This is a genomic window from Tenacibaculum sp. DPLXC6 (assembly GCF_056815515.1).
Map to the genome: position 1 here is coordinate 2,092,777 of NZ_CP141806.1, position 24,862 is coordinate 2,117,638.

Consider the following 24,862-nt stretch of genomic DNA (forward strand, 5'->3'; position numbering starts at 1 on the left):
TCTATAAAGTTACGCTTTTACCTAAACATCGTCAAAATCTACCACTATTTTCTGTGTAGTTGGGTGTGCTTGACATGTAAGTATCAAACCTTCTTCTAATTCGTCATCAGTTAAAATAGAGTTTTTTGCCATTACAGCTTTTCCTTCCGTAACTTTTGCAATACAACTACTACAAACTCCTCCTTGACAAGAATATGGAGCGTCTAACTTGTTGCGTAAAGAAGCTGCTAAAACCGTATCGGTTTTCTCCATCATAAAAGTGTGTTCTTCATCATCTAACACTACTTTAATTTCTGATTTTCCATCAGGAATATTTAATGCTGCTTCTTCATCTGAAATGGTAGCGGTAAATAATTCAAAATAAATATCTCTTTCATCAAATCCATCTTCTTGAAGTGTGTTAGAAACTGTTTGAATCATTTCTTCAGGACCGCATAAATATGCAGAATTAAAAGAAATATCCTTGTGAATATTATTTACAAAATAATTTACATGCCCTTTATCAATTCTACCAAATTTGCAGTCAGTTCTTACTTCTTGACTAAACACATAGTGTAAGTTTAATTGAGAAGAATACTTTTCAGCTAACTCATTTAACTCATCATAAAAAATTGTGCTTTCTGCTTTTTTATTTCCAAAAACTAGTGTAATTGTTGAAGTAGGTTCATTCTCTAGCACGGTTTTTACCATTGATAAAACTGGAGTAATTCCACTTCCTGCGGCAAAAGCAAGGTAGTTTTTTTGTGCTTGAGGCTCTAAAATAAATTTACCTTCTGGTTCAGAAACCTCTAAATAAGTATCTTCTTTTAGCTTAGTAGTTGCATAGGTTGAAAATTTTCCATGATCAACTGCTTTTACAGCAACTTTAATTTGCTTACTGTTTGGAGAAGCACAAATAGAGTAAGCTCTTCTTATTTCCTTATCGTCTAAGATAGCTTTTATGGTAATATATTGACCAGCAACAAAAGTGTAGTTATCTTTTAGTTCTGCTGGAATATCAAATAAAATAGATACAGCATCTGCCGTTTCTTTTATTATTTTTTCTATACGTAGTTTATGAAATGTAGACATGTGATCTTTTTAAAGAGTTACAAAAATAAGAAACTCAAGAAGAAGAAAAGTTAGGGTTATTATAAAACTTTAACTTACTTACTTTTTACCTTCAACAATAATAACAATTTCACCTTTAGCTGGTTTTTCAGTATAATATGCTAGTACTTCTTTTACACTTCCTCGTTTGGTTTCTTCAAATAATTTTGTTAGTTCTCTAGAAACTGATATTTGTCTATCCTCACCAAAATACTCTACAAAATTTGTAAGTGTTTTTAATAATTTATGCGGACTCTCATAAAAAATCATAGTACGGGTTTCTTCTGCTAAGAACTGTAAACGTGTTTGACGTCCCTTTTTTACAGGTAAAAAGCCTTCAAAAACAAATTTATCATTAGGTAAGCCAGAATTTACCAACGCTGGTATAAATGCAGTAGCTCCTGGTAAACACTCCACTTCAATATTGTTTTGCACGCAAGCTCGTGTTAACAAAAACCCAGGATCTGAAATTGCGGGAGTTCCTGCATCTGAAATTAACGCAAACGTTTCACCACTTTGCAAACGTTTTACAATTGTTTCTACTGTTTTATGCTCATTATGCATATGGTGCGATTGCATTGGTGTGGCAATATCATAATGCTTTAACAGTTTTCCACTTGTACGTGTATCTTCAGCTAAAATATAGTCTACTTCTTTTAAAATATTTAGTGCTCTTAGCGTAATATCTTCTAAATTTCCAATCGGTGTAGGTACCAAATACAGTTTACTCATACAACAAAGCTACAACAAAGTTTTCTTACATTTGTCCTATGCCAGAAAAGCTGTTAAAAAATATTGATTTCCCTTCAGATGTAAGGAAGTTAACACCTGAAAAACTGCCGCAACTAGCAAAAGAATTGCGTGAGTTTATTATTGATGTAGTTTCCACAAAAGAAGGTCATTTAGGTGCGAGTTTAGGAGTCGTTGAACTCACTATTGCACTACATTATTTATTTGATACTCTAAACGATTTATTAGTTTGGGATGTTGGGCATCAAGCCTATGGGCATAAAATTTTAACAGGAAGAAAAAACGTTTTTCATACCAATCGTCAATTTGATGGTATTTCTGGGTTTCCAAAACGCTCAGAAAGTGAGTACGACACTTTTGGTGTAGGGCATTCTTCTACTGCTATTTCAGCTGCTTTAGGAATGGCAATTGCCTCAAAATTACAAGACATTGAAAAACATCATATTGCTGTTATTGGCGATGCTTCTATTGCCAGCGGAATGGCTTTTGAAGCATTAAACCATGCTGGGGATACAAATGCAAATTTGTTGGTTATTTTAAATGACAATGCGATTGGTATTGACCCATCGGTAGGTGCTTTAAAAGATTATTTAACAAAAATTAAAGCTCCTCGATTAGAAATCGAACAACACAATATTTTTGAAGCTCTTAACTTTGATTATTCTGGACCTATTGACGGACATAATTTTGAAGAGTTGTTACGTGAACTAGAACGCTTAAAAGGTGTTCAAGGCCCTAAGTTTTTACACGTAATAACTACAAAAGGGAAAGGGCTACGACAAGCTGAACAAGACCAAGTAAGGTATCATGCTCCTGGGAAGTTTGACAAAGTTTCTGGAGATGTCCTACCTAAAGAAGCAAGCAAATACACTAAATTTCAAGATGTTTTTGGGAAAACTATAGTTGAACTAGCACAGCAAAACGAAAAAATTGTAGGAATTACGCCTGCTATGTTAACTGGAAGTTCCTTAAAATTTATGATGCATGAGTTTCCTGATAGAACATTTGATGTAGGTATTGCCGAACAACATGCAGTAACTTTAGCTGCAGGTATGGCTACACAAGGACTAGTTCCATTTTGTAATATTTATTCTACCTTTTTACAACGTGCATACGACCAAGTAATTCACGATGTAGCCTTACAAAACTTACCTGTAATTTTTTGCTTAGATAGAGCTGGGTTAGTAGGTGAAGATGGAGCAACGCATCACGGAATTTTTGATTTGGCGTATTTACGCTGTATCCCTAATCTGATTGTCTTTGCTCCTCGCAATGAAATTGAGTTACGTAATATGATGTATACCGCTCAACAAGGGTTGGAGCATCCAATTTCGATTCGTTACCCAAGAGGGAAAGGCAAATTAGAGCAATGGCAACTTCCATTCGAAACCATAGAAGTTGGAAAAGGAACCTGTTTAAAAGAAGGTAATCAAGTAGCAGTGTTATCTATAGGAACTATTACCGATAATGTTTCAGAAGCAATCAATCAACTTGAAAATAAAGAAGTCATTGCACATTACGACCTACGTTTTGTAAAACCTTTAGACACACAACTTTTAGACGCTATTTTCAAAAAATTTGATGCTATTATCACTGTTGAAGATGGCACAATCAAAGGTGGATTTGGGAGTGAAGTATTAGAGTATGCTTCCGAAGTAAACTATCAAGGTAAAATTAAACTATTAGGAATTCCTGATGAATTTATTCATCATGGTACGATTCAACAGTTGCAAGAAGTATGTGGAATTGATACAGCCTCAATTCAAAAAGTAATTCAAAGTCTACTATAAAAGAAAAGCGAACCAAATTGGTTCGCTTTTTAACTCTTTATTTCAAAATTTATCTCTTTATTATCTTTTCAGAAAGTTTCTTTTGTCCTAATTCATCATATATTTCAACAATGTAAATTGAGTTACTTGAAACTGTAGAAACATCTATCGAATTATTAATTACAGGTGCTTCTATTACTTTTCTTCCTGATACGTCTATTATTTTCGCAATCCACAAAACTGTATTTTTTCCTCCTTTAATATAAATCCTATCAACAGCTGGATTTGGATAAATACTCATTCCTGAAGTATTTGTTTCTTCTTTTTCTTGGCTTCTTAATTGTGTTTTTGCAGAAGTGGTAGTGTTTAAACAAACCTGTTTAGTCTCCGAAGACCCAAAGCTTCCTCCTGAAGCTAATACATCTCCATTATTATTAGTTATTTTATATGAACCGCTTCCATAACTACAGCAAATGCCATCACCATATGTATCATTAATTGTAAAATCATAACATCCTACCGGCAAGCATTTTGATACAGTAATAGATTCTCCATTTCCTTGAGTATAATTATCTCCACTCATTACAGTTTGCCCTGTACTATCCTTTAAACTCCAAGAAGTTTCTGAAGAATACTTATCGAAAATAATTGTCACGCTTACATCCTCACATTCTGGGATTTCTCCTCCTCCATCTCCATCATCAGGGTTACCAGTACTATAAGTAACTACTAATTTTGGCGCACTTGCACTAGTTCCATCATACGATTCTGCTGTGCGTTCTCCTGTTCCTGAAATATAAAACATCATAGAGTTACCAGAATTCCAATTGGATTTATTCACAATATATTGTACTAGTGATTTTAAATCTGGTGTTTTTTGTGCTGTACCAGATGCTCCTACAGAACTCCAAGAACTAGGATTCCAAGTAACCGATTGACTGTAATAACTTCTTGAGGTTATATTATAGCTTTGTGAAGTAATGTCTGGTGCATTTGATGAATCTTGAATTTTTATTGCTAATGATGTACTTCCCGAATTTGTTTCATCTGTGGTAAATTGTATGTATGCATTCGTTACCGTAGCATTTGCAGGTATATTTAAGTTTCTAAATAACATTCCTACATGTTGATTTCCTTTCGAACTTCCATCATACACCAATTCTAAATCAGAACTGTTCATATACATTTGTCCTGAGGATTCATATTGTTCTGCATCATCATTGGTGCTATTAATTGTTGATGTAACCGTCTTAGAAACATTTCCTACAAAAACAGAAACCTCTTCAGAAGTAGTTTCGTATCCGCCATTATCTGTAGCCTTTACTTTAATGGTATACGATTGGTTATCAATTGTAGGTATCCAGTTATAAGAATATGGAGTATTTGTATCTGTGCTTACTAAAGTGTTATTTACATAAAACTTAACACTTGAAATTGTTCCATCACTATCTGTAGCAGTAGCGGAAATTGTTACTGGAGTATTTACGGTATGTGATGAGCCTGATGATGGACTTGTAATTGCAACTTCTGGATAGCTAACATTACTACTTATAATTGTTACTACACTTCCATTAGATGGATTCCATATATCTAAATTAGATGGTATTGTGAATGGATTTTGGTTTGAAACAGAACCAACGCTACTCGCATTATCTACCTTAATTGTTCTAATCTCTATTTTAGATTCTTCAACAAAAATCCATTTAAACTGATTAAAGGTACTCGCGTCTCTTGTCCAGTTTTTTGAATCATTCGATGATCGTAAAGGTGCTCCCCAACAACCTTCTCCTACATAAACGGTTCCGTTAACATCGTCTCTAACAAAACCTTCATCGCAATTACTTCCTCCGGCACAAGGTTTTACCGGCCATGTTGTTTTTACTGTATGAGAATCTGATTCGAATACTAAATTCACTCCTTTATCATAAAATAATTGAGACCAACTAGAGTATTCATCATTTCCTTCTGATTTTGATGATACGTGTGGACGCATCGGTTTGTGATATTGAGCAGACTTCCAAATAGAATTATTTGCATTCAATTTTTGACTTAACCATGAATACTGAGTACCACCAGCGGAAATTTCTGAATTCAGTGTATAAATTGTATACAAGTTGTTTCCAAAAGTTATATCGTAATAAACACTTGTTGATGGAACATTAAACAGGTTATAAATACTATTATTGGAACCTTCGTGATTTCCTCTTGTCGGCACTATAGGAAACATTCTTCCGTCATTTGCTGTGGTATATTGCCAATCATTAAACCAGTCTTGCCATTCAGAACTAGAGTCTCCGTTAGTCATATCTCCACCAAAAAACACTGCGGTTGGCTTTAATTTAGAAACTAACAAGTTAGCATCTCTTCTCGGTGTTCTATTGTTTCTTGAATCTCCTCCAGCAATAAAAGACATTTTATCGTTGGTATTTGGAGCTGTTTTAAACCAAAAACGGCTACTTACCCCTTGGCTATCTTTAATTACAAAATAATAGTTAGTATTAGGACTTAATCCGGTTAATTTGGCAAAAGTATTACTCATTCCTTTATAAGAAACTGAGCGATCTACAGATTTGGAATTTGGATAATTTGACCAGTTAGTTCCATTATCAGTCGTTCCATAGTATACAATTGGGTTAGATCCTGAAATTTGATTCCAACCAATCATTATAGTTGTTGCCGGATTGTCTGTGATGATTAATCGGTACTTATCATTAGAGGCATAAGTACTAAGAACTGCTAATAATAACAGTGTTAAAATAATTTTTTTCATTGTGAGGGACTTTAAAGTTTAATAGTTAGTTACACAAATATATTTTTTCCCTTTCAATTTAATAGGTTATTTTTATTATAATTAATTATATAATAACCTGATTAACTTTAACCTAACTATTGCTTTATAGTTTACTAATCTTATTTTAACAAACTACATACCCCCTATTTTTACTTTTGTTTAAACCTTAATTTATGAACACTAAAACCCTTCTTACTTTTTTAAAATTCTGTTCTTTTTTTATTTTTTTTGGCAGAGCTTACCAGCATTTATTTTGGGATGCGCCGTACCGAAGCTTTTTTTGGGATCAGCATTTATTGGAGCCTGTTGTTAATTTTCTTTTTAACACTAGTTGGCAATCATATGTCACTAACCTAAATACTGATTTTGCTATCCAAGTTTTAACCAGAAGCATTGGTGTTTTATATCTAGTTTGTGCTGTTATTTCAATTTTAATAAATGAAAACTCAAAAAAATGGATGAGTAACATTTTAAAATTAGGCGCGGTAAGTTTAGTTTTTTTAGCTTTAATGATTACAAAAAATAAGTTTTATCACCTTATAATGTTTTTTGAACACACCATTCAGTTTGGAGTTCCAATCGCTTTATTATATTTCTTAAAACACAAAAACACACCTATCTTACTTTTTTACCTAAAAGTTTTTATTGCATTAGCTTTCACTTGTCATGGAATGTACGCTATTGGTGTTTTTTATCCATTACCAGGTAATTTCGTTACCATGACCTTGAACATACTTCCTGTACAAGAAGAAATGGCTAAGAACCTATTATTTGTAGCTGGTGTTTTAGATTTCATTATTGCTATTGCTATATTTATTCCTAAACTTTCAAAAGCAGCCTTGTTATATGCATGCTTTTGGGGTATTGTAACTGCTTTAGCAAGAATTCTTAGTGGCTTTCATTATGATTTTTCTTTAAGTATTATGCATCAGTATTTATACTTAACAATATATAGACTTCCTCACGGATTAATACCGCTAATGGTTTATCTATACTTAGTCAAAAACAATTCTAAAAAGCCTAGAACTAACAACAGTTTGGTTTCTGCTTGATTTACTTAATTAATATGTAAATGACACTTGGTAAAATAAATTTGAAGTTGTTTTGTTTAACTTTCAGAAACTAATGATTTGTAAGGTTTATATTCGCGAAAAATAACCCCCAAATTTTTCAAAAATGAAACTATTATTTAAAACTTTAGTTTGTTCTATTTTTTTATTCCTTTCATGTAGTGATAAAGAAAGTATCCCTAACGTTGAGCTTAAAACTTATTCTTTTGATTCTGAAACCAATTCTAGCTTAATGTTTCAAGACGGAGAACCTCAAGAAGTAATGACTTCAGAATCTCGTGTGTATGAAATAAGTAAAGTAATAAGAGTTAAGCCAATTGATAATAAAACTATTGAGGTTGCTAATTTTGCTCCAATAGATTTAGAAGATATAACTATTACAGCTACGATTGAGGCTGAAGGTTTTCATAAACCTATTAAATTATTTAAAATTGATAAAATAAGAGCCCATGGTAAGCAAGAAATTAACTACCCTTTTATAAACAACTCTTCCTTGTTTTTAAATACAAGCAATCAAGAAGTTGATCTTTCAATTTTTAAAGATACAGGTATTGACCCTAGTAATATTGTTTTTGATTTTACTGGTGATAACGAAATTATCCAAAAGCTTAAAGGTTTACATAAACTAAAGTGGACGATAAAATACCATGACTTTGATACAGACAACAATCCAGATAACAATTGGGCTGAAGATATTACTGCAAAAGATATCCGTAGGTTTACTGGATTAATGATTAACCTTGGAGTTGTTTTTGCTTCTGATAATTTTAAAAATGAATTTATTAATGAAAATATTATCGGAAATGATGGCACAACTGCTTTAACAGAAAACGAAAAGAAAGGAGCTTATAATATTATTTTAAACAAAACTCGCTATAACTGTGGTAAGGTTGTTAATGTTTCTGGTTTAGGTGGTGGCGCAACCTTTGGTTTAGCTGAACATGTACTAAGAGATTATATTCGTAAAGAAACTGGTTTTATAACAGCGCATGAAATAGGGCATACTATTGGTTATAACCATTCTTCAAATATGACATACCCTCATGAAGTAGATGGAGTAAGTACAGGAATTAGCCCTGTTACCACAAGAATTATGAATCAGTTTTTTGAAAATGATTTATATCCAGTAACATTAGAAAACTATTACTTATCATCTGATTTTGAATAATAAAATTATATAAATAAAAAAGCGAACCAAATTGGTTCGCTTTTTTTATGGTAACTCTCAGAATATTTCTGAGAAATTCTCTTTTCCTAGTTATTTAAAGCTTCTGCTCCACCAACGATTTCTAAGATCTCGTTTGTAATTGCAGCTTGACGTGCTTTGTTATAAGTTAATAACAACTCATCACGTAATTCCGTAGCATTATCAGTTGCTTTATGCATTGCAGTCATACGAGCACCGTGTTCGGCAGCAAATGAATCACGAATAGCTTTGTATAATTGCGTCTTTAATGATTTAGGAATTAACTCTAAAATGATTTCTTCTTTAGAAGGCTCAAAAATGTAATCTAAATTAGCTTTTGATTCTCCTTCTACAGGTTGAATTGGTAAGAATTGCTCTACCTGTGGTATTTGAGTCGCTGCGTTTTTAAATCTGTTGTATATGATTTCTATTTTATCATAAGAACCATCCACGAATAAATTCATTAACTGTTCAGCTATTTCAGCAACATTATCAAAAGTTAAGTCATCAAAAATATTACTTCTATTCTCGATAACTGTATAGTCTTTTGATAAAATATCGTTTCCTTTTTTACCAATAGTCAATAAATCAACAGCAGCATCATTGTATTTCTCGTTGATAGTTTTAACCGTTTCTTTAATAATAGATGAGTTAAAACCTCCACATAAACCTCTATTTGAAGTTACAGTAACTAACAATACTTTGTTTACTTCTCTTTCTGTTGAATATACTCCACCTGCATCGCTATCTAATGTAGCACTTAAGCTTTGTAATAATTCGGTAAGCTTAGATGAATACGGACGCATTGCTGTAATTGCATCTTGAGCTTTTTTCAACTTTGCAGCCGATACCATTTTCATGGCAGAGGTAATCTGCATTGTTGATTTAATCGAAGTAATTCTGTTACGTATTTCTTTTAAGTTTGCCATTTAATTGAACTTAAAATTTATAAAACCCCCGCATTGTTATGCGGGGATGCCTTTTTTGTTTTTATTAACCTGAAAATTTAGCTGAAACTTCTTTAGCAGCGTCTCTTAAAGTATCAATTACTTCATCAGTTAACTTTCCTGCTTTTAAAGTATCTAAAGTATCTCTATGCTTAGCATTTAAGTACTCTAAATAATCTTTTTCGAATTCTTTCACCTTGTTTACAGGTACATCTTTTAACAAGTTCTTAGAACCTGCATAGATAATAGCTACCTGATCTTCTACAGTATAAGGATCGTTTTGAGCTTGCTTTAAGATCTCTACGTTACGCTTACCTTTTTCAATTACATTTAAAGTAGCAGCATCTAAATCAGAACCAAACTTAGCGAATGCTTCTAATTCACGGTACTGAGCTTGATCTAACTTTAAAGTACCAGATACTTTTTTCATTGATTTAATCTGAGCAGAACCTCCTACACGTGATACAGAGATACCTACGTTAATCGCTGGACGAACCCCTGAGTTGAATAAATCAGACTCTAAGAATATCTGACCATCAGTAATCGAAATTACGTTTGTTGGAATATATGCTGAAACGTCTCCTGCTTGTGTTTCAATAATTGGTAAAGCTGTTAAAGAACCTCCTCCTTTTACTTTAGATTTTAATGACTCTGGTAAATCATTCATCTCTTTTGCGATAGAATCATCAGCAATTACCTTAGCAGCACGCTCTAATAATCTTGAGTGTAAGTAGAATACATCCCCTGGGTAAGCCTCACGTCCTGGTGGTCTTCTTAATAATAAAGACACCTCACGGTAAGCTACTGCTTGCTTAGATAAATCATCATAAACAATTAAAGCTGGTCTACCAGTATCACGGAAATATTCTCCAATTGCAGCTCCTGCGAATGGTGCATATACTTGCATTGGTGCAGGATCAGATGCATTTGCAGCAACGATAGTTGTATAAGCTAACGCTCCTTTTTCTTCTAACATGTTAGCAATAGCTGCTACTGTTGAAGCTTTTTGACCGATAGCTACGTAGATACAGTACACTGGTTGTCCTGCATCATAAAATTCTTTCTGATTTAAGATAGTATCAATAGCAACGGTTGATTTACCTGTTTGACGGTCTCCAATGATTAACTCACGTTGACCACGTCCTACTGGAATCATTGCATCAATAGATTTGATACCTGTTTGCATTGGCTCAGTTACAGGCTCACGGAAGATAACCCCTGGTGCTTTACGCTCTAAAGGCATTTCAAAAGTTTCACCTTGAATTGGTCCTTTACCATCTATTGGTTGTCCTAAAGTGTTAACAACACGTCCTACGATTCCTTCTCCAGCTTTTAAAGAAGCAATTCTTTCTGTACGTTTCACAGTAGATCCTTCTCTTACTGAAGTAGAAGCTCCTAATAATACAACACCTGCATTATCTTCTTCTAAGTTTAATACGATACCTTCTAATCCGTTATCGAATTCTACTAATTCTCCGTATTGTACGTTAGATAATCCATAAACACGTGCAATACCATCACCTACTTGTAATACTGTCCCTACTTCGTTTAATGAAGCCTTAGACTCAAAATTTGTTAATTGTTCCTTTAAAATTGCTGATACTTCAGCTGGTTTAATTGCTGCCATCTTATTTCTTTTGATGTATAATTAAATTTTTGGAATGTAATGACCGTTGTCAAACTCTCTCCTTAACTCATTAAATTGGCTAGAGATACTTGCATCGTATTGCACATCTCCAACTCGTAAGATAAATCCTCCTAATATATCAGGATTTACTATATTCTCAATACTAGCATTGTTTCCTGTAAGGGCTACAATTTTAGCTTGTATTTTATCTTCTAACTCTTTTGTTAAAGCTACTGCTGTAGTAACTCTAGCAACTTTCATGTTCTTATAGTGATCATATATAACAGCATATTGCTTAGCAATAGGCTCTAACATCACCATACGCTTATTTTCCTCTAATAAGTTAAATAACCCTTTTACAATGTTATCTACTTTATCACCAAAAAGTGCATTTAAAACTTTACTCTTATCTGCAGCTTTGATTACAGGACTTTTAAGCATAACATCTAAATCAGCGCTCTCAGCAATTGTATCTACGATTAACTTCATGTTATCGTTTACTAAAGTTTCATTACCTGAATCTTTAGCTAATTTTAAAATTGCTTTTGCGTAACGTAATGCTGCTCTTGCTTCTTTCATCTACTGATTAGTTTAAAGTAACCTCTTCTAACATTCCTTCAACAAGCTTTAATTGATCGTCTTGTGAAGCTAATTCTTTTCTTACAACCTTTTGAGCTATTTCGATAGATAAGTCTCCTACTTTCTTCTTTAACTCAGCGATTGCTGCTTGTTGCTCTTGCTTAATAGTAGCTTTAGCATTCTCTACCATAGTAGATGTTTGCTCTTCAGCTTCTTGCTTTGCATCAGCAATGATTTTATCTTTAATCTCACGAGCTTCTTTCATCATCGCATCTCTCTCAGCTCTTGCTTCTTTTAATAAACGCTCGTTATCAGCTTGTAAATTTTGCATTTCTTTACGAGCATTTTCTGCTTGATCTAATGCATTTTGAATACCTTCTTCACGTTCTGTTAAAGCAGCCATAATTGGTTTCCATGCAAACTTGAACAATAAAACTAGTAAGATTACTAATATTAATGCTTGCATAGCAAATAGCCCTGGAGAAAAATCATTTATTAACTGATCCATTGTATCTGAAATTTAATCTTTTTACTGTTTTGTTTTTTGTTTAATTTGAAAACATTTCCTGCAACCAATCGTTACAGGAAAATGTTTTACTTCTGTTTTGTTTCGGAATTATTTTCCTAAGATTAAAGCACCAAATGCTAATCCTTCTAATAATGCTCCGATAATGATCATCGCTGTTTGGATTTTACCAGCTGCTTCTGGTTGACGAGCGATAGCTTCCATTGCGCTACCACCAATTTTACCTAATCCTAATCCTCCTCCGATAACGATTAATCCTGCTCCAATTAAATTGTACATACTAATTGATTTATATATAATTAAACAAATTCTTATTCTAAATTAATGATGTTCGTGCTCTTCAACCGCCATACCAATAAATAATGACGATAACATTGTAAAAATAAATGCTTGTAAGAACGCTACTAAAATTTCAATTACTGTAATAAATAATGCTAACAATAATGAAATACTTGTTGAACCTACAGATCCGAACTGATTTTTTAATGTAATCATTAATGCTATTAAGCTCATTACCACAAAGTGACCCGCAGTAATGTTTGCAAATAAACGCACTAATAATGAGAAAGGTTTAATTAAAATAAAACCAATCAATTCGATTACTGCTAATATTGGTCTTAGAATTACTGGAACACCTGGCATCCATAATGTGTGAGCCCAGAAATCTTTACTACCATTTGTTAAATAAATTACTAAAGTAAACAATGCTAAACACACTGTTACTGCAATTTGTCCTGTAACGTTAAATCCTAACGGAGTTAATCCTAACAAGTTTAATATCCAAATAAAGAAGAATACCGTTAATAAGTAAGGCATAAACTTCATATACTTTTTCTCACCTATGTTTGGTCGTGCTATTTCATCTCTTACGTAAAGTACTAAAGGCTCTAACACACGTCCAACTCCCGTTGGGATTGCTCCTTTCTTATAGCTTTTAGCTAAAGACCCAAAACCTAACAACATTAACAAACCTGCGAACAACATACCAAACACACTCTTAGTTATAGAAAAGTCTAATACTCTGTGTGCATTAGTAGCATGATGAGCTTCATCAAAAGAAACAGCTGTTTCTCCTTCGTTTAACTCGTATATTTTACTGTGAATTTTAGTAAGTTTTACTCCACCTTTTTCTAAAACAACGTGACCGTCATCATTGTGGTGAAATTCTGAAGACATAAATGTTTTTAATCCTTGACTTGTCCAAACGATTACTGGCAAAGGAAAACCAACATGCTTACGCTCTCCTGCATCATTTGTATACGAAAACAATGTGAAATCATGTGAATCAGCTAAGTGATGTTTAATATATCCATCAATTTGCTCTCGTGTATTAATTTGACCTCCGTTTGAAGTATCACCTCCTCCAGCGAATGCTGTAAATGAACTAAATACTATTGCTAGTACCGTTAAAAAATAGATAGGTTTTTTTGCTATCATCATACCTTACTAAATATAGAATTATGGTCTCTAAATTTCCGTGCAAAGGTACACAATAAATTAAAACTACAAACGGTTTTTTTATTTAGTTTTCCTAAGCCTTCCAAAGACATCAAAAAACAGCAAACTATCTATTATTCAACAACTTTGAAACACCAATAGCTTCTACTAACAAAAAAATAAGAATAGGAAGTAGTATTGAAACTTTTTCAGGTTTAGTTAAACCTGTTTCAGAAAAAATGGAATCTTGATATAATAAAATAAACACTCCAAACTTCACCAACATTAAACCAAGGTATAAATAACCTGTTTCATTAGGTAAATAGCTTATTACTATTTCAACTGCAATATAAATTACTAACGAAGCTACTAAATTAAATGTATACACTGATAGTAACGAAAAAGATAAACTTACAGCGTTTTTCTCTATGAAGTAATTATTAATAAAGAATCCTAAAGTAGCTAATACAACTACAACTACAGTAAAAATTAAAATTCGTTTAATCATCGTTTTTTGTTAGATTGGTTACTTGTATAATTACCGAAAGCATGGCTCCGAAAACCGCTACAAGTGTACAAATTTTTACGTAAAGTTGATTGTCGTTTGGGTATTTTTGGTCTAACCATTCACCTAGTAAACTTCCTAGGTAAATAGTTAGTCCCATTTGAAGTGCGATTCCTGTGAATCGTATGTATTTATTAAGCGGATTTTTCTTTGAGTCCTTGCTCATTCTTGTTTAATTCTTTTACCGCTCCTTTCATGGCACAAGTAGCGTTGAATTCTGCTCCTGGTTCTACAGATAGCTTTCCTATAACTACATCTCCTGTAATGTTTGCTGAAGATTTTACTGTTAATGTATTTGATACAAATAACTCTCCTGAAAACTCTCCTTCCACATCAGCGTTAGTACACTCTACTTTTCCTTTAATTAAACCAGTACTACCAATAATTACTCTACCATTAGTTTCTATAGTTCCTTCTAAGGTTCCGTCGATTCTAAAATCTCCTTCAGAAATGATTTCTCCAGTAATTTTAGTGTTTTTTCCTATAATGTTTCTCTCTGCAACTTTATTTTCTCCTGTTTTTTTACTCTCTTTACCAAACATATTCGGGGAATTTAAGGGTGTTTATGTTTTATTTAATTGTTCTATGATTTCTTTTGCTTTCTTACCTTCTTGCGTAGTTGCATAACTAATTGCAACAAACTCTAATGCTTTTTTATAGGTATCTTTATCTTGATATTTACCTATAGCCAAGGCTTTTAGGAGCGCAAATTTAGGGATTAAATTTGAATTTTTTAGGGTCGTTGAAAAATTATCTACCTCATTAACAACCTCTTCAAACTTATTTTCTTTATATAAATAATATATTTCTTTATATTTATTTAAAACCTCATCTTCTTTTTTCTCTTCCACAAGTTTTTTCTCAGGATTTAAAATTATTTGAGCAAAACTTGTTTCTGGATACTTTTTCAAGATAACATTCTTGTATTCATTTGCCTTAGCTACCTCTCCTTGGTTTTTATATATCTGATACAAATGATAACTTATTGGCAATTCTAATTTATCATCTGTACTTACTTCTTTTAAACGCTCTAGATTCTTAATAGCTAGTGTTTCATTTGTGAACTGCTCCTTATAAATTAAACCTAGTTGATATAGTGCGTCGTTGCGTTCTTTTACTAGCTCATTAATTACATTTTCATCTGTAGGTATAGCATCAAGATATGTTGAAAGTTCATATCTCTTATTTACCTTGTTTGCATCAGTGTCATTTGACACATTATCTGCAACACTGATAGATTTATCTGATAATCGCCAGTTATCTTCCAAAGGACGTGTTCCCCATATTTTTTGAAACTCCGCTCTTCCGAACCCTAAGGCCTGTGTGTTATAAAAATACCACTTCCCTTTATTTGCGGTATTATTTATAGATGTTCCTCCACCAAAACCACTTCCAAAGTTTTGAGCATTGAGTATTTGTTGTCTTTTTTCTTCGTCCTCTTTTTTTATTTTTTCAATATATGTTTCAAAAAAAGAAGTTCTTTCATCTGGTGTCATTGCCACCAAACCAAGAATACTGTCGTTATTTTTAACAGTTTCCTCGTACTTTCTTAGAGTTGTAAGTCCTTTATTTTTTCTTCGAATTCTACGGATTCTTTTTTCTTGATCAAACTCTTTAGAAACCACTTGCATTACACTATCGTAATACGAGCCTGCTAACAAATAATTCTCTTTTTCAAAAGCCATGTTTGCCAAGCGTTCATACGCATATGTTTTTTGATAATTGTTATTATGCTTTGCTTGTAAAGACTTTTTATAATATTCTGTAGCAGCTTCAGGGTTATTTCTTCCTTCTTGAATTACTCCTGCCTGATAGTATAATTCGTTTAAAAACTTACGGTTATCAGAATTTTTAATCAGTTTTCTTAACCTCGCCAACATTAATATTGATGTTGAATCATTTGGTGTATTTTTAGCAAGTTCTATATTTGCTCGAATACGGAACTTGTCTGGTGCTCTTTTAAATTCTGATAATTTTCGAAACACCATTCTTGCTGAGTCTTTTCTGTCTAATTCGCTGTAAACCTGACCTAACACAAACATATTTCGAGCTGATTGTTCTCTGTTATAATGTGTTCTAGTAGCTAACTTTAGATAATCTACCATTTTTTGGATGGTATCTGTTTGTTCATAAGCCATAGCCATAGCTGTGTAAGCTTGCTCTTTTACAGATTTGTTTATTTTTTCTTTCTCATCTAAAACATCTAACAACAGCATTAATGTTTCTATGGCTCTTTTTTCATTCCCTAAACGAATATTGGTTTTCGCTCTCCATATTTTTGTTTCATAGTTTAAATCAGCCTTTGGATAGTTAACTATTACATAGTTAAAAGCTTCTAATGCAGGAATGAAACGTTGTGTGTAGTATCTTGATTTTCCTAATAATAAATAAGCATCGTCTATCTGACTATTTCTTTCATAGCCATTAATGTTCATTGAATGAGTTTGAACTGCTTTTATTGCTTTTTCCTCTGCCTTTTCAAAGGGAGTTAGATTTTTATTTTCTTCTTCTTCATCTGCTTTAAAACCTGTACCTGGGGTTAGTACTTTTGTAGTTAATTTACTTTCATTAAAAGTTATAGGCTCTATTTGCAAGCGCTTCCAGAAATTGTCTTCGTGCTTTTCTTGAATTTCTTCAAGTCCTTTTAAATACGCTTGCTCCCCGTTAAAAAGCACATTGTATTTGGTGGTAACAGCATGGTAATTTCTATTTAAAAAAGCATCCTTTTTAACACTACACGAATACACGATAGCTGCTAAAACACTGAATACTATTATCTTTACCCCTTTTTTCATATACTATTACTTTTACAGTACAACAACGTAATAATTGTGTTTTTTGTACGTAAAGAGGTAAAAATAATAATTATAAGATGATTTTCACCTTGTTTTATGCAGAAAAATAGCTTTCTAATTCTTGTAGGGTTTCTTGCGATGTATTTATGTCCTTTACAATATTTCCTTTATCTAAAACTACAATACGTTCGCAAACCTCAGTTACATGACTTAAATCGTGACTAGAAACTAGTACGGTTACATCATTATTTTCTGTTAGTCTTTTAATTATTTTTTTTAATCGAATTTGTGTTGTAGGGTCTAAATTAGCGAAAGGTTCGTCTAAAATTATCACTTGCGGATTCCCCATCATTGCAGCAACAATACCTACCTTTTTCTGATTTCCTTTACTTAAACTTCGTAAATACTTTTTCTTTCCTAAAATTTCATCATTAAAAAACTCATCAAATTGAGCTAAGAAAGCTTTTACATCAGCTTTATTCATTCCACGTAAGTCTCCAACAAAATCAAAATACTCTTCAGGTGTTAAGTACCCTATTAAAAAAGTTTCATCTATAAACGACCCTGTAAACGTCTTCCAATTTTCACTTTTATTTACAGTAACTTCATTATTTATAATTTCTCCTGTAGTTGGTCTAATTAAATCTAACAGCAGATTAAATAGCGTCGTTTTTCCTGCTCCATTATTTCCTACTAACCCAAAAGATTGTCCGCTAGGAATTTTTAATTCTTCTAGATTTAAGACTTGTGTAGTTCCGTATGTTTTTGAAATGTTATTTATAAATATCATTTTGTTTGGTTTTTTAGTTGGTTATGATTTTTGGCTGAATGCATGTATTACTGCGTACTTACTTTTAATGTATCTTTTTTCTATAAAATTCATAAAGTAATTTTTGAACGCTAATGCTAGTACTCCTGCAATAGCAATTGCTAAAACTCCAGCATTAAAGCTAACAAACTTGTTGAAAATCCAGAATAGGAACATAGGAATTCCCATTATTGGAATTATTATTAAAAATTGTGTTGCACTGGTTCCTTGATAGTTTGAAAACCCACTTTTATTTAGGTCTATACGTTTTCGGTTAAAAGAACCTGCAAATAACAAAAAGAGTGAATTAAACCCTATATTAAATATTGCCCCAGCGGTTATCATTAAAAAAATATCTAATCCGTAGAAATAAACATAAGGAATACTTAAAAGGTATAACACTCCTGATACTACAACCATTAAATACCACTTACTTTCTAAAAACTTTCTATAACGAATGTTTTGACTCATAAGCATTTTATAATACTCACTATCCCATGCTGGGATGAACTGACCATAGTTTAATGTAAAACCTCCTGTTACAAAAATTGCTGCAAATACTAAGAAAGCTGGCATTTTTTCTCGATAAGTTTCTTCTCCAAAGAAAATAGCTCCATAGAAAAGAAATAAAAACGACATAAAAAACACTGTTTTAGTTCGTTTATTTCTCCATATTTGACGGATATCATTTTTTATAAATGGTCCTACATCTCCTAGTCTATCAACAAAAGATAAATTTGACTCTTTAGCTACTTCTTCTTTACTTTTTATGGCATCATCTAAATATGCTTTTTCTCTTAATAGTTTAAAGTTTACATAATATAAACCTGTCAATAGAACCATTCCTATTAAAGACAATGCAGGAAAATTATATACTGATTGAAAAACAGGTGCAAATACATCGTTTACATTAAATAGCTGGTATTTATTTGCAAAAAACAATATCGCTAGTACAGCAATCATTGCTCCTAGTGCATAATTATTTTTGTTGATTAGAAAATTTACATAGTTAGCACTTAACACCAGCATTAACATTAAAAACAACCATCCTAAAACCCCCATAATATCATAACCTTCACCTATTAGTACTATTGAAAAAGGCACGTAAAAAAACAGTGGCATTATATTGAAAAACGATAAAGCTGATTTACCTAATACAAAATGAACTAACTTTTCTTTTTTTACTGGTAAGTTTAGAAACGGCTTAATGTTTAGTACTGGTAATTTTTGCATTAAATAGCGAAAAATTAAATCTCCCAGTAGTAAAAAAACAAGAAGACCATTAACAAGAAATAGTGGGTCTGTATTTGGATATTCTTTTTTTATGAAAAAATACCCTCCTATTCCTATCATTAAAAATGAAACTAGCATATACAATGCAAAAAAGCCCATGATAATTTTTAGTGCAATACTTTTTCCGAAATAAGAGGAGCGAAAAAACTGCTTCCACTCTAACTTTAAAAAATGTGCAATCATTTGGTTTTGTATTTGGTTGATTATCTTATTTGTCTTTTTCTACAGTTTTTTGTTACATAAAAAAAGCACCAATTTAAAAATTGATGCTTTTTTAATATATTCTTATAAGAAGTTTATTATGCCCATTGACAAATTACTCCTCCCATTAAGGCTAATGTAATAATCCAATAACCAGCATTAATAGCTACATACTTAACACTTTTTCTTTCAAATAATGCTTGTGTAGCTAAAATAGGTAAACCAATTAGTAAACCTATCATAGTTCCATGTAACGCCCCATGTTTAAATGTTCTAAATCGGTCTCCAAAGTTGGCTATAAACTCCTGAAAGTAGGCATATGCTCCCCCTGTTTGTTCTACAAAACCCGGTTCTCCCATTAAGGTTGATTGCACTCCCCATTGATGGATTACTAATGTTTGTAAGATAAAAGCTAACAAAAAACTAAACACATAAGCTAAACCAAAAATGAGCCCCATATTTGAGCCTTTCATAGATTCATCGGTAAAACCTACCTCTTTCATCCAAGCGTTTTTAAACAACATAGGTCCGTACCAAATAAAACCCATTACCATAGGTACTAAGGCAGCAATTGCTGTAATTAAAAAATTAAATTTCATAAGATTATAAAGTTTTGGTTGTCAATCAAATATAACAAAAAAAGCACCAAACTTACGTTTAATGCTTTTACTTGTTTCTTATGAAGTAATATTCTTCTTATTTAATTTTTAACGATTTTGCTATCGCTTCTAACTCAAAGATAAAATCTCTTTTATTTACTGATGGTGCGTAAGTAAATCCTTCAAACACAATAACACGTTTGTTTTCCTTATCAATTACTGTATAATTGATAAATGGTCCTGCCATGAAATCATTTTTCACTTCCCATTTACCTCTTGTTTCAAAGGCCTTTTTTCCATCAATCTCTGCATCAAAAGTAAATGGTGTATACGCTTGTTCGGTAATCATGTGCATCCCTTCTTTACTTCCTGGAATATATTTTTTACCGATTGTATCTCTCATTCTTGTAATATTATCGGCCACTTTACTTTCATCTTCTAATGGATAACTATATACTAAAATATTGTTCGTTCCATCTCCTCTAGCAATTCCACTTTTTAAGTGTTGGCGTAACCATAAAAAGTCTCCTGTATCTTCAACTAGTTTAAATCTTTCAGGAATGGTTAATGTAATCCCTAAATTTTTAATTGTTTGAAACTTACTTTCATCCAGTTTTTCTTTTTTAAAGATTCTTTGAGTAAACCTTACATCTTCATCTTTAAATAACTTAATTATTTCTTTTCCTCTATTTCGAATTAAATCTACCAAATCCCCTTTGCTTTTGGCTGTTGCGTAAACTAATATTTGAGGTTCAGCATACTTGTTTTTTTCTACTTCAATTTTTTCTTTCTCTCCTTCTCTAAGAATTAAAACGGCTTTTGCATGCCTCATAAATCCATTAAACCCAACAGGGTCTATTTGACCTACAGAAAGTAGTGTTTCTGGTTGTGGTAAACCTACTTGGTGTTCTCCAAAAACAGAACGGATTTCGTCACCAATTTTACCTTCCCAATCATTTCCTTTAATCACTACCAATATTTTATTGGTGTTTCCATTTGATGTTGGTAAAACATAGTCGCTTTTTCCTCCATTATTTTTACACGAAACTGTTATAAAAATTAGGGCAAATAATGCTATTAGTTTATTCATAGTTTGTGGTGTTTAGTAGTTGTTTTTTAACTTTTAAAAATTTTAAGTTTCATTCCTGGTTTCAAACTTTTAACACTCCAAATATTGTTCCATTTTTTAATTTCTTCAACAGAAACTGATGGATACTTTTTTGAAATGGTCCATAATGAATCTCCTTCTTTAACAACATACACCTCATGCTTGCCTGTTGGTGTTTTATATTTTTTCTTTGAAACCTTTTTTGGAACAGCCATTCTTTTAGGATAAACACTTAATCTTTGACCTATTTTTAAGTGATGTGTTCGTAAACCATTCCAACGTTTAATATCACTTACTCGCACCCCGAATTTATTAGCTATTTTACCTAAATAATCTCCACTTCGAACCCTGTAACGAATGCGTTTATCCATTTCAAAGTACTTTGGTAATGGTTTCTCTCTTTTAGCATCATCTTCATTTGCTAAGGCATAAATTTCTTTTTCCTTTTCTAAGAAGTCCATTAAGTTTCTTCGAGGTAATCGAACTGCATAATTTTTTTCTTTTACATACGGAATAATGTCTAGTTTGTACGACGGATTCAAAAAAGCTAATAAATCAGAATCAATTCCTGTTTTTTCTGAAATCTGATCAAAACTAATAGTTCTTTTTACACGAACCGTATCTGTTTCAAAGTTGAAAATTTTTGGTGCTTCAGGGTAAATGTGATGTTTTTCTGCGTATTCAAAAATATACATCGTTGCGTAAAATGCTGGTACATAACCTGCTGTTTCACGAGGTAAAAATGGACGAATATTCCAATAGTTCTTATACCCTCCTGAACGCTTTATCGCTTTTGATACATTTCCAGGTCCAGAGTTATATGCAGCTAAGGCTAAATCCCAATCTCCAAAAATTTTATATAATTGACTTAAGTATTGACAGGCTGCTTTTGTTGATTTTACAGGATCCTGACGTTCATCTACATATGAATTCACTTTCAAATCAAACTGAACTCCTGTTCCATACATAAACTGCCATAAGCCAGTAGCTCCTACCCAAGATCGTGCGTCTGGTCTTAACGCTGACTCTACAATAGCCAAATATTTCATTTCTAACGGAATATCATATTGATCTAGGTATTGCTCAAACATTGGGAAATAATATTGAGCACGAGCCATTAAGGCTGGATAGTATTTTTTACGATACTTTAAATAACTGTTAATTACTTTTTCTAACGCAGGATTATATTCTAAATGAAATGGTGTTTTTACATTTAAATCTTGTAGCCTTTTCTTTAATAAGTCGGTCGTAAGAATTGTGGTTGTATTACCTAAAATGTCTTTATCATTAATTACGTATTGAATACTGTCAAACAACGATGAGTTAAACTTTTCTTCAATTAATAAGCTATCAATCATCTTTAAATCTTCCGTAGAAAATAACTCTTGGTTTTGTGTTGGGTTTATAGAATCATTTACTACAACATTAACACTGTCTTTAGCTACGAATAAGCTATCAACAGGTTGTTGCGCAAAAATAGAAGTTGTAAAAAGGAGTAGTGTTAGTAATTTCTTCATGTTGGTTTTATAAATCTAATTCAACAGCAATTGGGCAATGATCTGAATGTTTTGCTTCTGGTAAAATATACGCTCTTGAAATTTTATCTTTTAATGTTTCGGTTACCATGTTGTAATCAATACGCCAACCTTTGTTATTTGCTCTTGCATTTGCTCGGTAGCTCCACCAAGAATATTCTTGCTTTTCTGGATGTAAGTGACGGAAACTATCAATAAATCCACTATTAATAAATTTTCCTAACCACTCTCGTTCTTCTGGTAAAAAACCAGATACACCTTTCATTTTTGGGTTGTGGATATCTATTTCTTCATGACAAATGTTATAATCTCCACAAATAACTAAGTTAGGAATTTCTTTTCTTAACTCTGTAGCGTAGTCTAGAATTTCATCCATGTAGTTGAATTTATAGTCTAATCGAGCACTATTAGTTCCTGAAGGCAAATACATACTCATTACTGAAACCTCATCGAAATCTACACGAAGATTTCTTCCTTCAAAATCCATTGATTCAATTCCTGTTCCGTACTCTACATGTTTTGGTTCTTCTTTACAGAAAATTGCAACTGATGAATACCCTTTTTTTTCTGCTGAAAACCAAAAATGATGTGGATAGCCTGCGTTTTCAAACTCTGTTACATCTAATTGTTCTTTATGTGCTTTGGTTTCTTGAATACATATTACATCAGGATTTGCTGCTTGTAACCAATCGATAAATCCTTTTTTTAATGCTGCTCTAATTCCGTTTACGTTGTATGAGATTATTTTCATCTACTTTTTAAAATACAAAAACGTAAAGCATAGTGCTTTACGTCTTTTTTTAATCCTATAATTTTGTTAAATATCCATTTCTGGAATGTCTCCTTCGACTACTAAAGTTCCTTCTGTAGCTGCTTGAATTTCTTCTACAGATACTCCTGGAGCTCTTTCTAATAAGTGAAATTTATTGTCTTTAATTTCTAATACCGCTAGGTTTGTTACAATTTTTGTTACACAACCTACACCTGTTAATGGTAATGAACATTTTTTAAGTAGCTTTGATTCTCCCCTTTTGTTGGTATGCATCATTGCTACAATAATGTTATCGGCAGATGCTACTAAATCCATCGCTCCTCCCATACCTTTTACCATTTTTCCTGGTATTTTCCAGTTTGCTATATCTCCATTTTCAGCTACTTCCATAGCTCCTAAAATAGTTAAGTGAACATGTTTTCCACGAATCATTGAAAAGCTAGTAGCAGAATCAAAAAAACTAGCTCCTGGCATAGTTGTTATAGTTTGTTTTCCTGCATTGATAATATCAGCATCTTCTTCTCCTTCAAAAGGAAAAGGTCCCATACCTAACACTCCATTTTCTGATTGAAATTCTACTTCAATATCATCACGAACAAAGTTGGCTACTAATGTTGGTATTCCAATACCAAGATTTACATAATATCCGTTTTTTACTTCTTTTGCGATTCTCTTCGCTATTCCGTTTTTATCTAACATAACTAGCTTCTTTGTCTTACAGTTCTTTGTTCAATTCTCTTCTCATACTTTTCTCCTTGGAAAATGCGTTGTACAAAAATTCCTGGAATATGAATTTGATTTGGATCTAGTTCTCCTACTGGGACTAACTCCTCAACTTCAGCAACTGTTATTGTGGCTGCTCCACACATATTGGGGTTAAAGTTTCTTGAAGTTCCTTTAAAAATTAAGTTTCCAGCAGCATCTCCTTTCCATGCTTTTACAAAAGCAAAGTCTGCTTTAAATGCTGGTTCTAACACATACATTTTTCCGTCAAACTCGCGAGTTTCTTTTCCTTCTGCTACCTCTGTTCCATAACCTGCTGGCGTATAAAATGCTGGAAAACCTGCTTGTGCTGCTCTACATTTTTCTGCTAAAGTTCCTTGTGGTGTTAACTCAACCTCTAATTCTCCAGATAACATTTGACGTTCAAATTCATCATTTTCTCCTACATAAGAAGAAATCATTTTCTTTATTTGACGATTTTGTAATAACAACCCTAAGCCAAAATCATCAACTCCTGCGTTATTAGAAATACAAGTAACTTCTTTTACTCCTATTTTTACTAACTCAGCAATAGCATTTTCAGGTATTCCACATAAACCGAATCCTCCTAACATAAAGGTCATTCCATCTTGTACACCTTGCAATGCTTCTTGTACGTTATTTACTTTTTTATTTATCATTATAGTTGTTGT

The 24,862-nt window shown here is 32.5% G+C and carries 24 protein-coding genes; 3 read left to right on the top strand and 21 right to left on the bottom strand.

The genetic code is table 11. The features are described 5' to 3' along the window. Positions 1-21 precede the first annotated feature (21 nt). On the bottom strand, positions 22-1,071 hold the full coding sequence (locus VCM48_RS09480) for a 2Fe-2S iron-sulfur cluster-binding protein (protein WP_482270351.1): 1,050 nt from the start codon (positions 1,069-1,071) through the stop codon (positions 22-24). A gap of 78 nt (positions 1,072-1,149) precedes the next feature. Continuing rightward, positions 1,150-1,821: a 16S rRNA (cytidine(1402)-2'-O)-methyltransferase gene (gene rsmI / locus VCM48_RS09485; RefSeq protein ID WP_482270352.1), complete on the bottom strand. Its 672-nt coding sequence runs from the start codon at positions 1,819-1,821 to the stop codon at positions 1,150-1,152. 38 nt (positions 1,822-1,859) lie between these two features. Here rsmI and dxs point away from each other — a divergent pair, with 38 nt between their 5' ends. Next, positions 1,860-3,629: a 1-deoxy-D-xylulose-5-phosphate synthase gene (gene dxs / locus VCM48_RS09490; protein ID WP_482270353.1), complete on the top strand. Its 1,770-nt coding sequence runs from the start codon at positions 1,860-1,862 to the stop codon at positions 3,627-3,629. 49 nt (positions 3,630-3,678) lie between these two features. On the opposite strand, the gene VCM48_RS09495 is transcribed toward dxs, so the two are convergent. Next, positions 3,679-6,378: an Ig-like domain-containing protein gene (locus VCM48_RS09495; protein WP_482270354.1), complete on the bottom strand. Its 2,700-nt coding sequence runs from the start codon at positions 6,376-6,378 to the stop codon at positions 3,679-3,681. A 479-nt stretch (positions 6,379-6,857) separates the two neighbouring features. Between VCM48_RS09495 and VCM48_RS09500 the strand changes: the two genes are divergently transcribed. Further along, positions 6,858-7,451, top strand: a complete 594-nt coding sequence (locus tag VCM48_RS09500; RefSeq protein ID WP_482270355.1) for a hypothetical protein — start codon at positions 6,858-6,860, stop codon at positions 7,449-7,451. Positions 7,452-7,575: 124 nt separating this feature from the next. Beyond that, positions 7,576-8,637: a zinc metalloprotease gene (locus tag VCM48_RS09505; RefSeq protein ID WP_482270356.1), complete on the top strand. Its 1,062-nt coding sequence runs from the start codon at positions 7,576-7,578 to the stop codon at positions 8,635-8,637. An 86-nt stretch (positions 8,638-8,723) separates the two neighbouring features. On the opposite strand, the gene atpG is transcribed toward VCM48_RS09505, so the two are convergent. From atpG to VCM48_RS09595, 18 genes are all read right to left on the bottom strand, one after another. Further along, positions 8,724-9,584 carry an ATP synthase F1 subunit gamma gene (gene atpG, locus VCM48_RS09510; protein ID WP_482270357.1) on the bottom strand — a complete coding sequence of 287 codons (861 nt, stop codon included), beginning with the start codon at positions 9,582-9,584 and terminating at the stop codon, positions 8,724-8,726. Positions 9,585-9,648: 64 nt separating this feature from the next. After that, positions 9,649-11,229, bottom strand: a complete 1,581-nt coding sequence (atpA, locus tag VCM48_RS09515) for a F0F1 ATP synthase subunit alpha (RefSeq protein WP_482270358.1) — start codon at positions 11,227-11,229, stop codon at positions 9,649-9,651. A gap of 21 nt (positions 11,230-11,250) precedes the next feature. Beyond that, positions 11,251-11,808 carry an ATP synthase F1 subunit delta gene (gene atpH, locus VCM48_RS09520; protein WP_274638755.1) on the bottom strand — a complete coding sequence of 186 codons (558 nt, stop codon included), beginning with the start codon at positions 11,806-11,808 and terminating at the stop codon, positions 11,251-11,253. Between the two features lie 7 nt (positions 11,809-11,815). Further along, complete coding sequence (locus tag VCM48_RS09525; RefSeq protein WP_099215025.1) at positions 11,816-12,316, bottom strand: F0F1 ATP synthase subunit B; 501 nt, start codon at positions 12,314-12,316, stop codon at positions 11,816-11,818. A 108-nt stretch (positions 12,317-12,424) separates the two neighbouring features. Further along, positions 12,425-12,613: a hypothetical protein gene (locus VCM48_RS09530; protein ID WP_125066429.1), complete on the bottom strand. Its 189-nt coding sequence runs from the start codon at positions 12,611-12,613 to the stop codon at positions 12,425-12,427. Between the two features lie 42 nt (positions 12,614-12,655). After that, positions 12,656-13,774, bottom strand: a complete 1,119-nt coding sequence (atpB, locus tag VCM48_RS09535) for a F0F1 ATP synthase subunit A (RefSeq protein ID WP_274638756.1) — start codon at positions 13,772-13,774, stop codon at positions 12,656-12,658. Positions 13,775-13,898: 124 nt separating this feature from the next. Beyond that, a complete protein-coding gene (locus tag VCM48_RS09540) occupies positions 13,899-14,279 on the bottom strand; it encodes a DUF6168 family protein (protein WP_274638757.1) in 381 nt (126 codons plus the stop codon). Then, a complete protein-coding gene (locus VCM48_RS09545) occupies positions 14,272-14,502 on the bottom strand; it encodes an AtpZ/AtpI family protein (RefSeq protein ID WP_099215021.1) in 231 nt (76 codons plus the stop codon). Before VCM48_RS09545 ends, VCM48_RS09540 begins: the two co-directional genes overlap by 8 nt. Continuing rightward, a complete protein-coding gene (locus tag VCM48_RS09550; RefSeq protein ID WP_099215020.1) occupies positions 14,471-14,878 on the bottom strand; it encodes a bactofilin family protein in 408 nt (135 codons plus the stop codon). The genes VCM48_RS09545 and VCM48_RS09550 overlap by 32 nt, the downstream gene beginning before the upstream one ends. A gap of 21 nt (positions 14,879-14,899) precedes the next feature. Beyond that, entirely contained in the window at positions 14,900-17,131 is a 2,232-nt protein-coding gene (gene porW / locus VCM48_RS09555; protein WP_482270359.1) for a type IX secretion system periplasmic lipoprotein PorW/SprE, read from the bottom strand. 94 nt (positions 17,132-17,225) lie between these two features. Next, entirely contained in the window at positions 17,226-17,921 is a 696-nt protein-coding gene (locus VCM48_RS09560) for an ABC transporter ATP-binding protein (protein WP_482270360.1), read from the bottom strand. 21 nt (positions 17,922-17,942) lie between these two features. Continuing rightward, entirely contained in the window at positions 17,943-19,415 is a 1,473-nt protein-coding gene (locus tag VCM48_RS09565; protein ID WP_482270361.1) for a DUF5687 family protein, read from the bottom strand. 116 nt (positions 19,416-19,531) lie between these two features. After that, a complete protein-coding gene (locus VCM48_RS09570) occupies positions 19,532-20,032 on the bottom strand; it encodes a DUF1761 domain-containing protein (protein ID WP_273694097.1) in 501 nt (166 codons plus the stop codon). Between the two features lie 97 nt (positions 20,033-20,129). Next, positions 20,130-21,122: a DUF4837 family protein gene (locus VCM48_RS09575; protein ID WP_274638761.1), complete on the bottom strand. Its 993-nt coding sequence runs from the start codon at positions 21,120-21,122 to the stop codon at positions 20,130-20,132. A 26-nt stretch (positions 21,123-21,148) separates the two neighbouring features. Beyond that, the gene (locus VCM48_RS09580; RefSeq protein ID WP_274638762.1) at positions 21,149-22,657 is read right to left on the bottom strand and encodes a lytic transglycosylase domain-containing protein; all 1,509 of its coding nucleotides are present in this window, start codon (positions 22,655-22,657) and stop codon (positions 21,149-21,151) included. Between the two features lie 7 nt (positions 22,658-22,664). Continuing rightward, positions 22,665-23,426: an exodeoxyribonuclease III gene (locus tag VCM48_RS09585; protein ID WP_274638763.1), complete on the bottom strand. Its 762-nt coding sequence runs from the start codon at positions 23,424-23,426 to the stop codon at positions 22,665-22,667. 66 nt (positions 23,427-23,492) lie between these two features. Further along, positions 23,493-24,146, bottom strand: coding sequence for a 3-oxoacid CoA-transferase subunit B (locus VCM48_RS09590; RefSeq protein ID WP_125066419.1), 654 nt, complete (start codon positions 24,144-24,146; stop codon positions 23,493-23,495). Between the two features lie 2 nt (positions 24,147-24,148). After that, positions 24,149-24,850, bottom strand: coding sequence for a CoA transferase subunit A (locus VCM48_RS09595; RefSeq protein ID WP_274638764.1), 702 nt, complete (start codon positions 24,848-24,850; stop codon positions 24,149-24,151). Positions 24,851-24,862 lie beyond the last annotated feature (12 nt).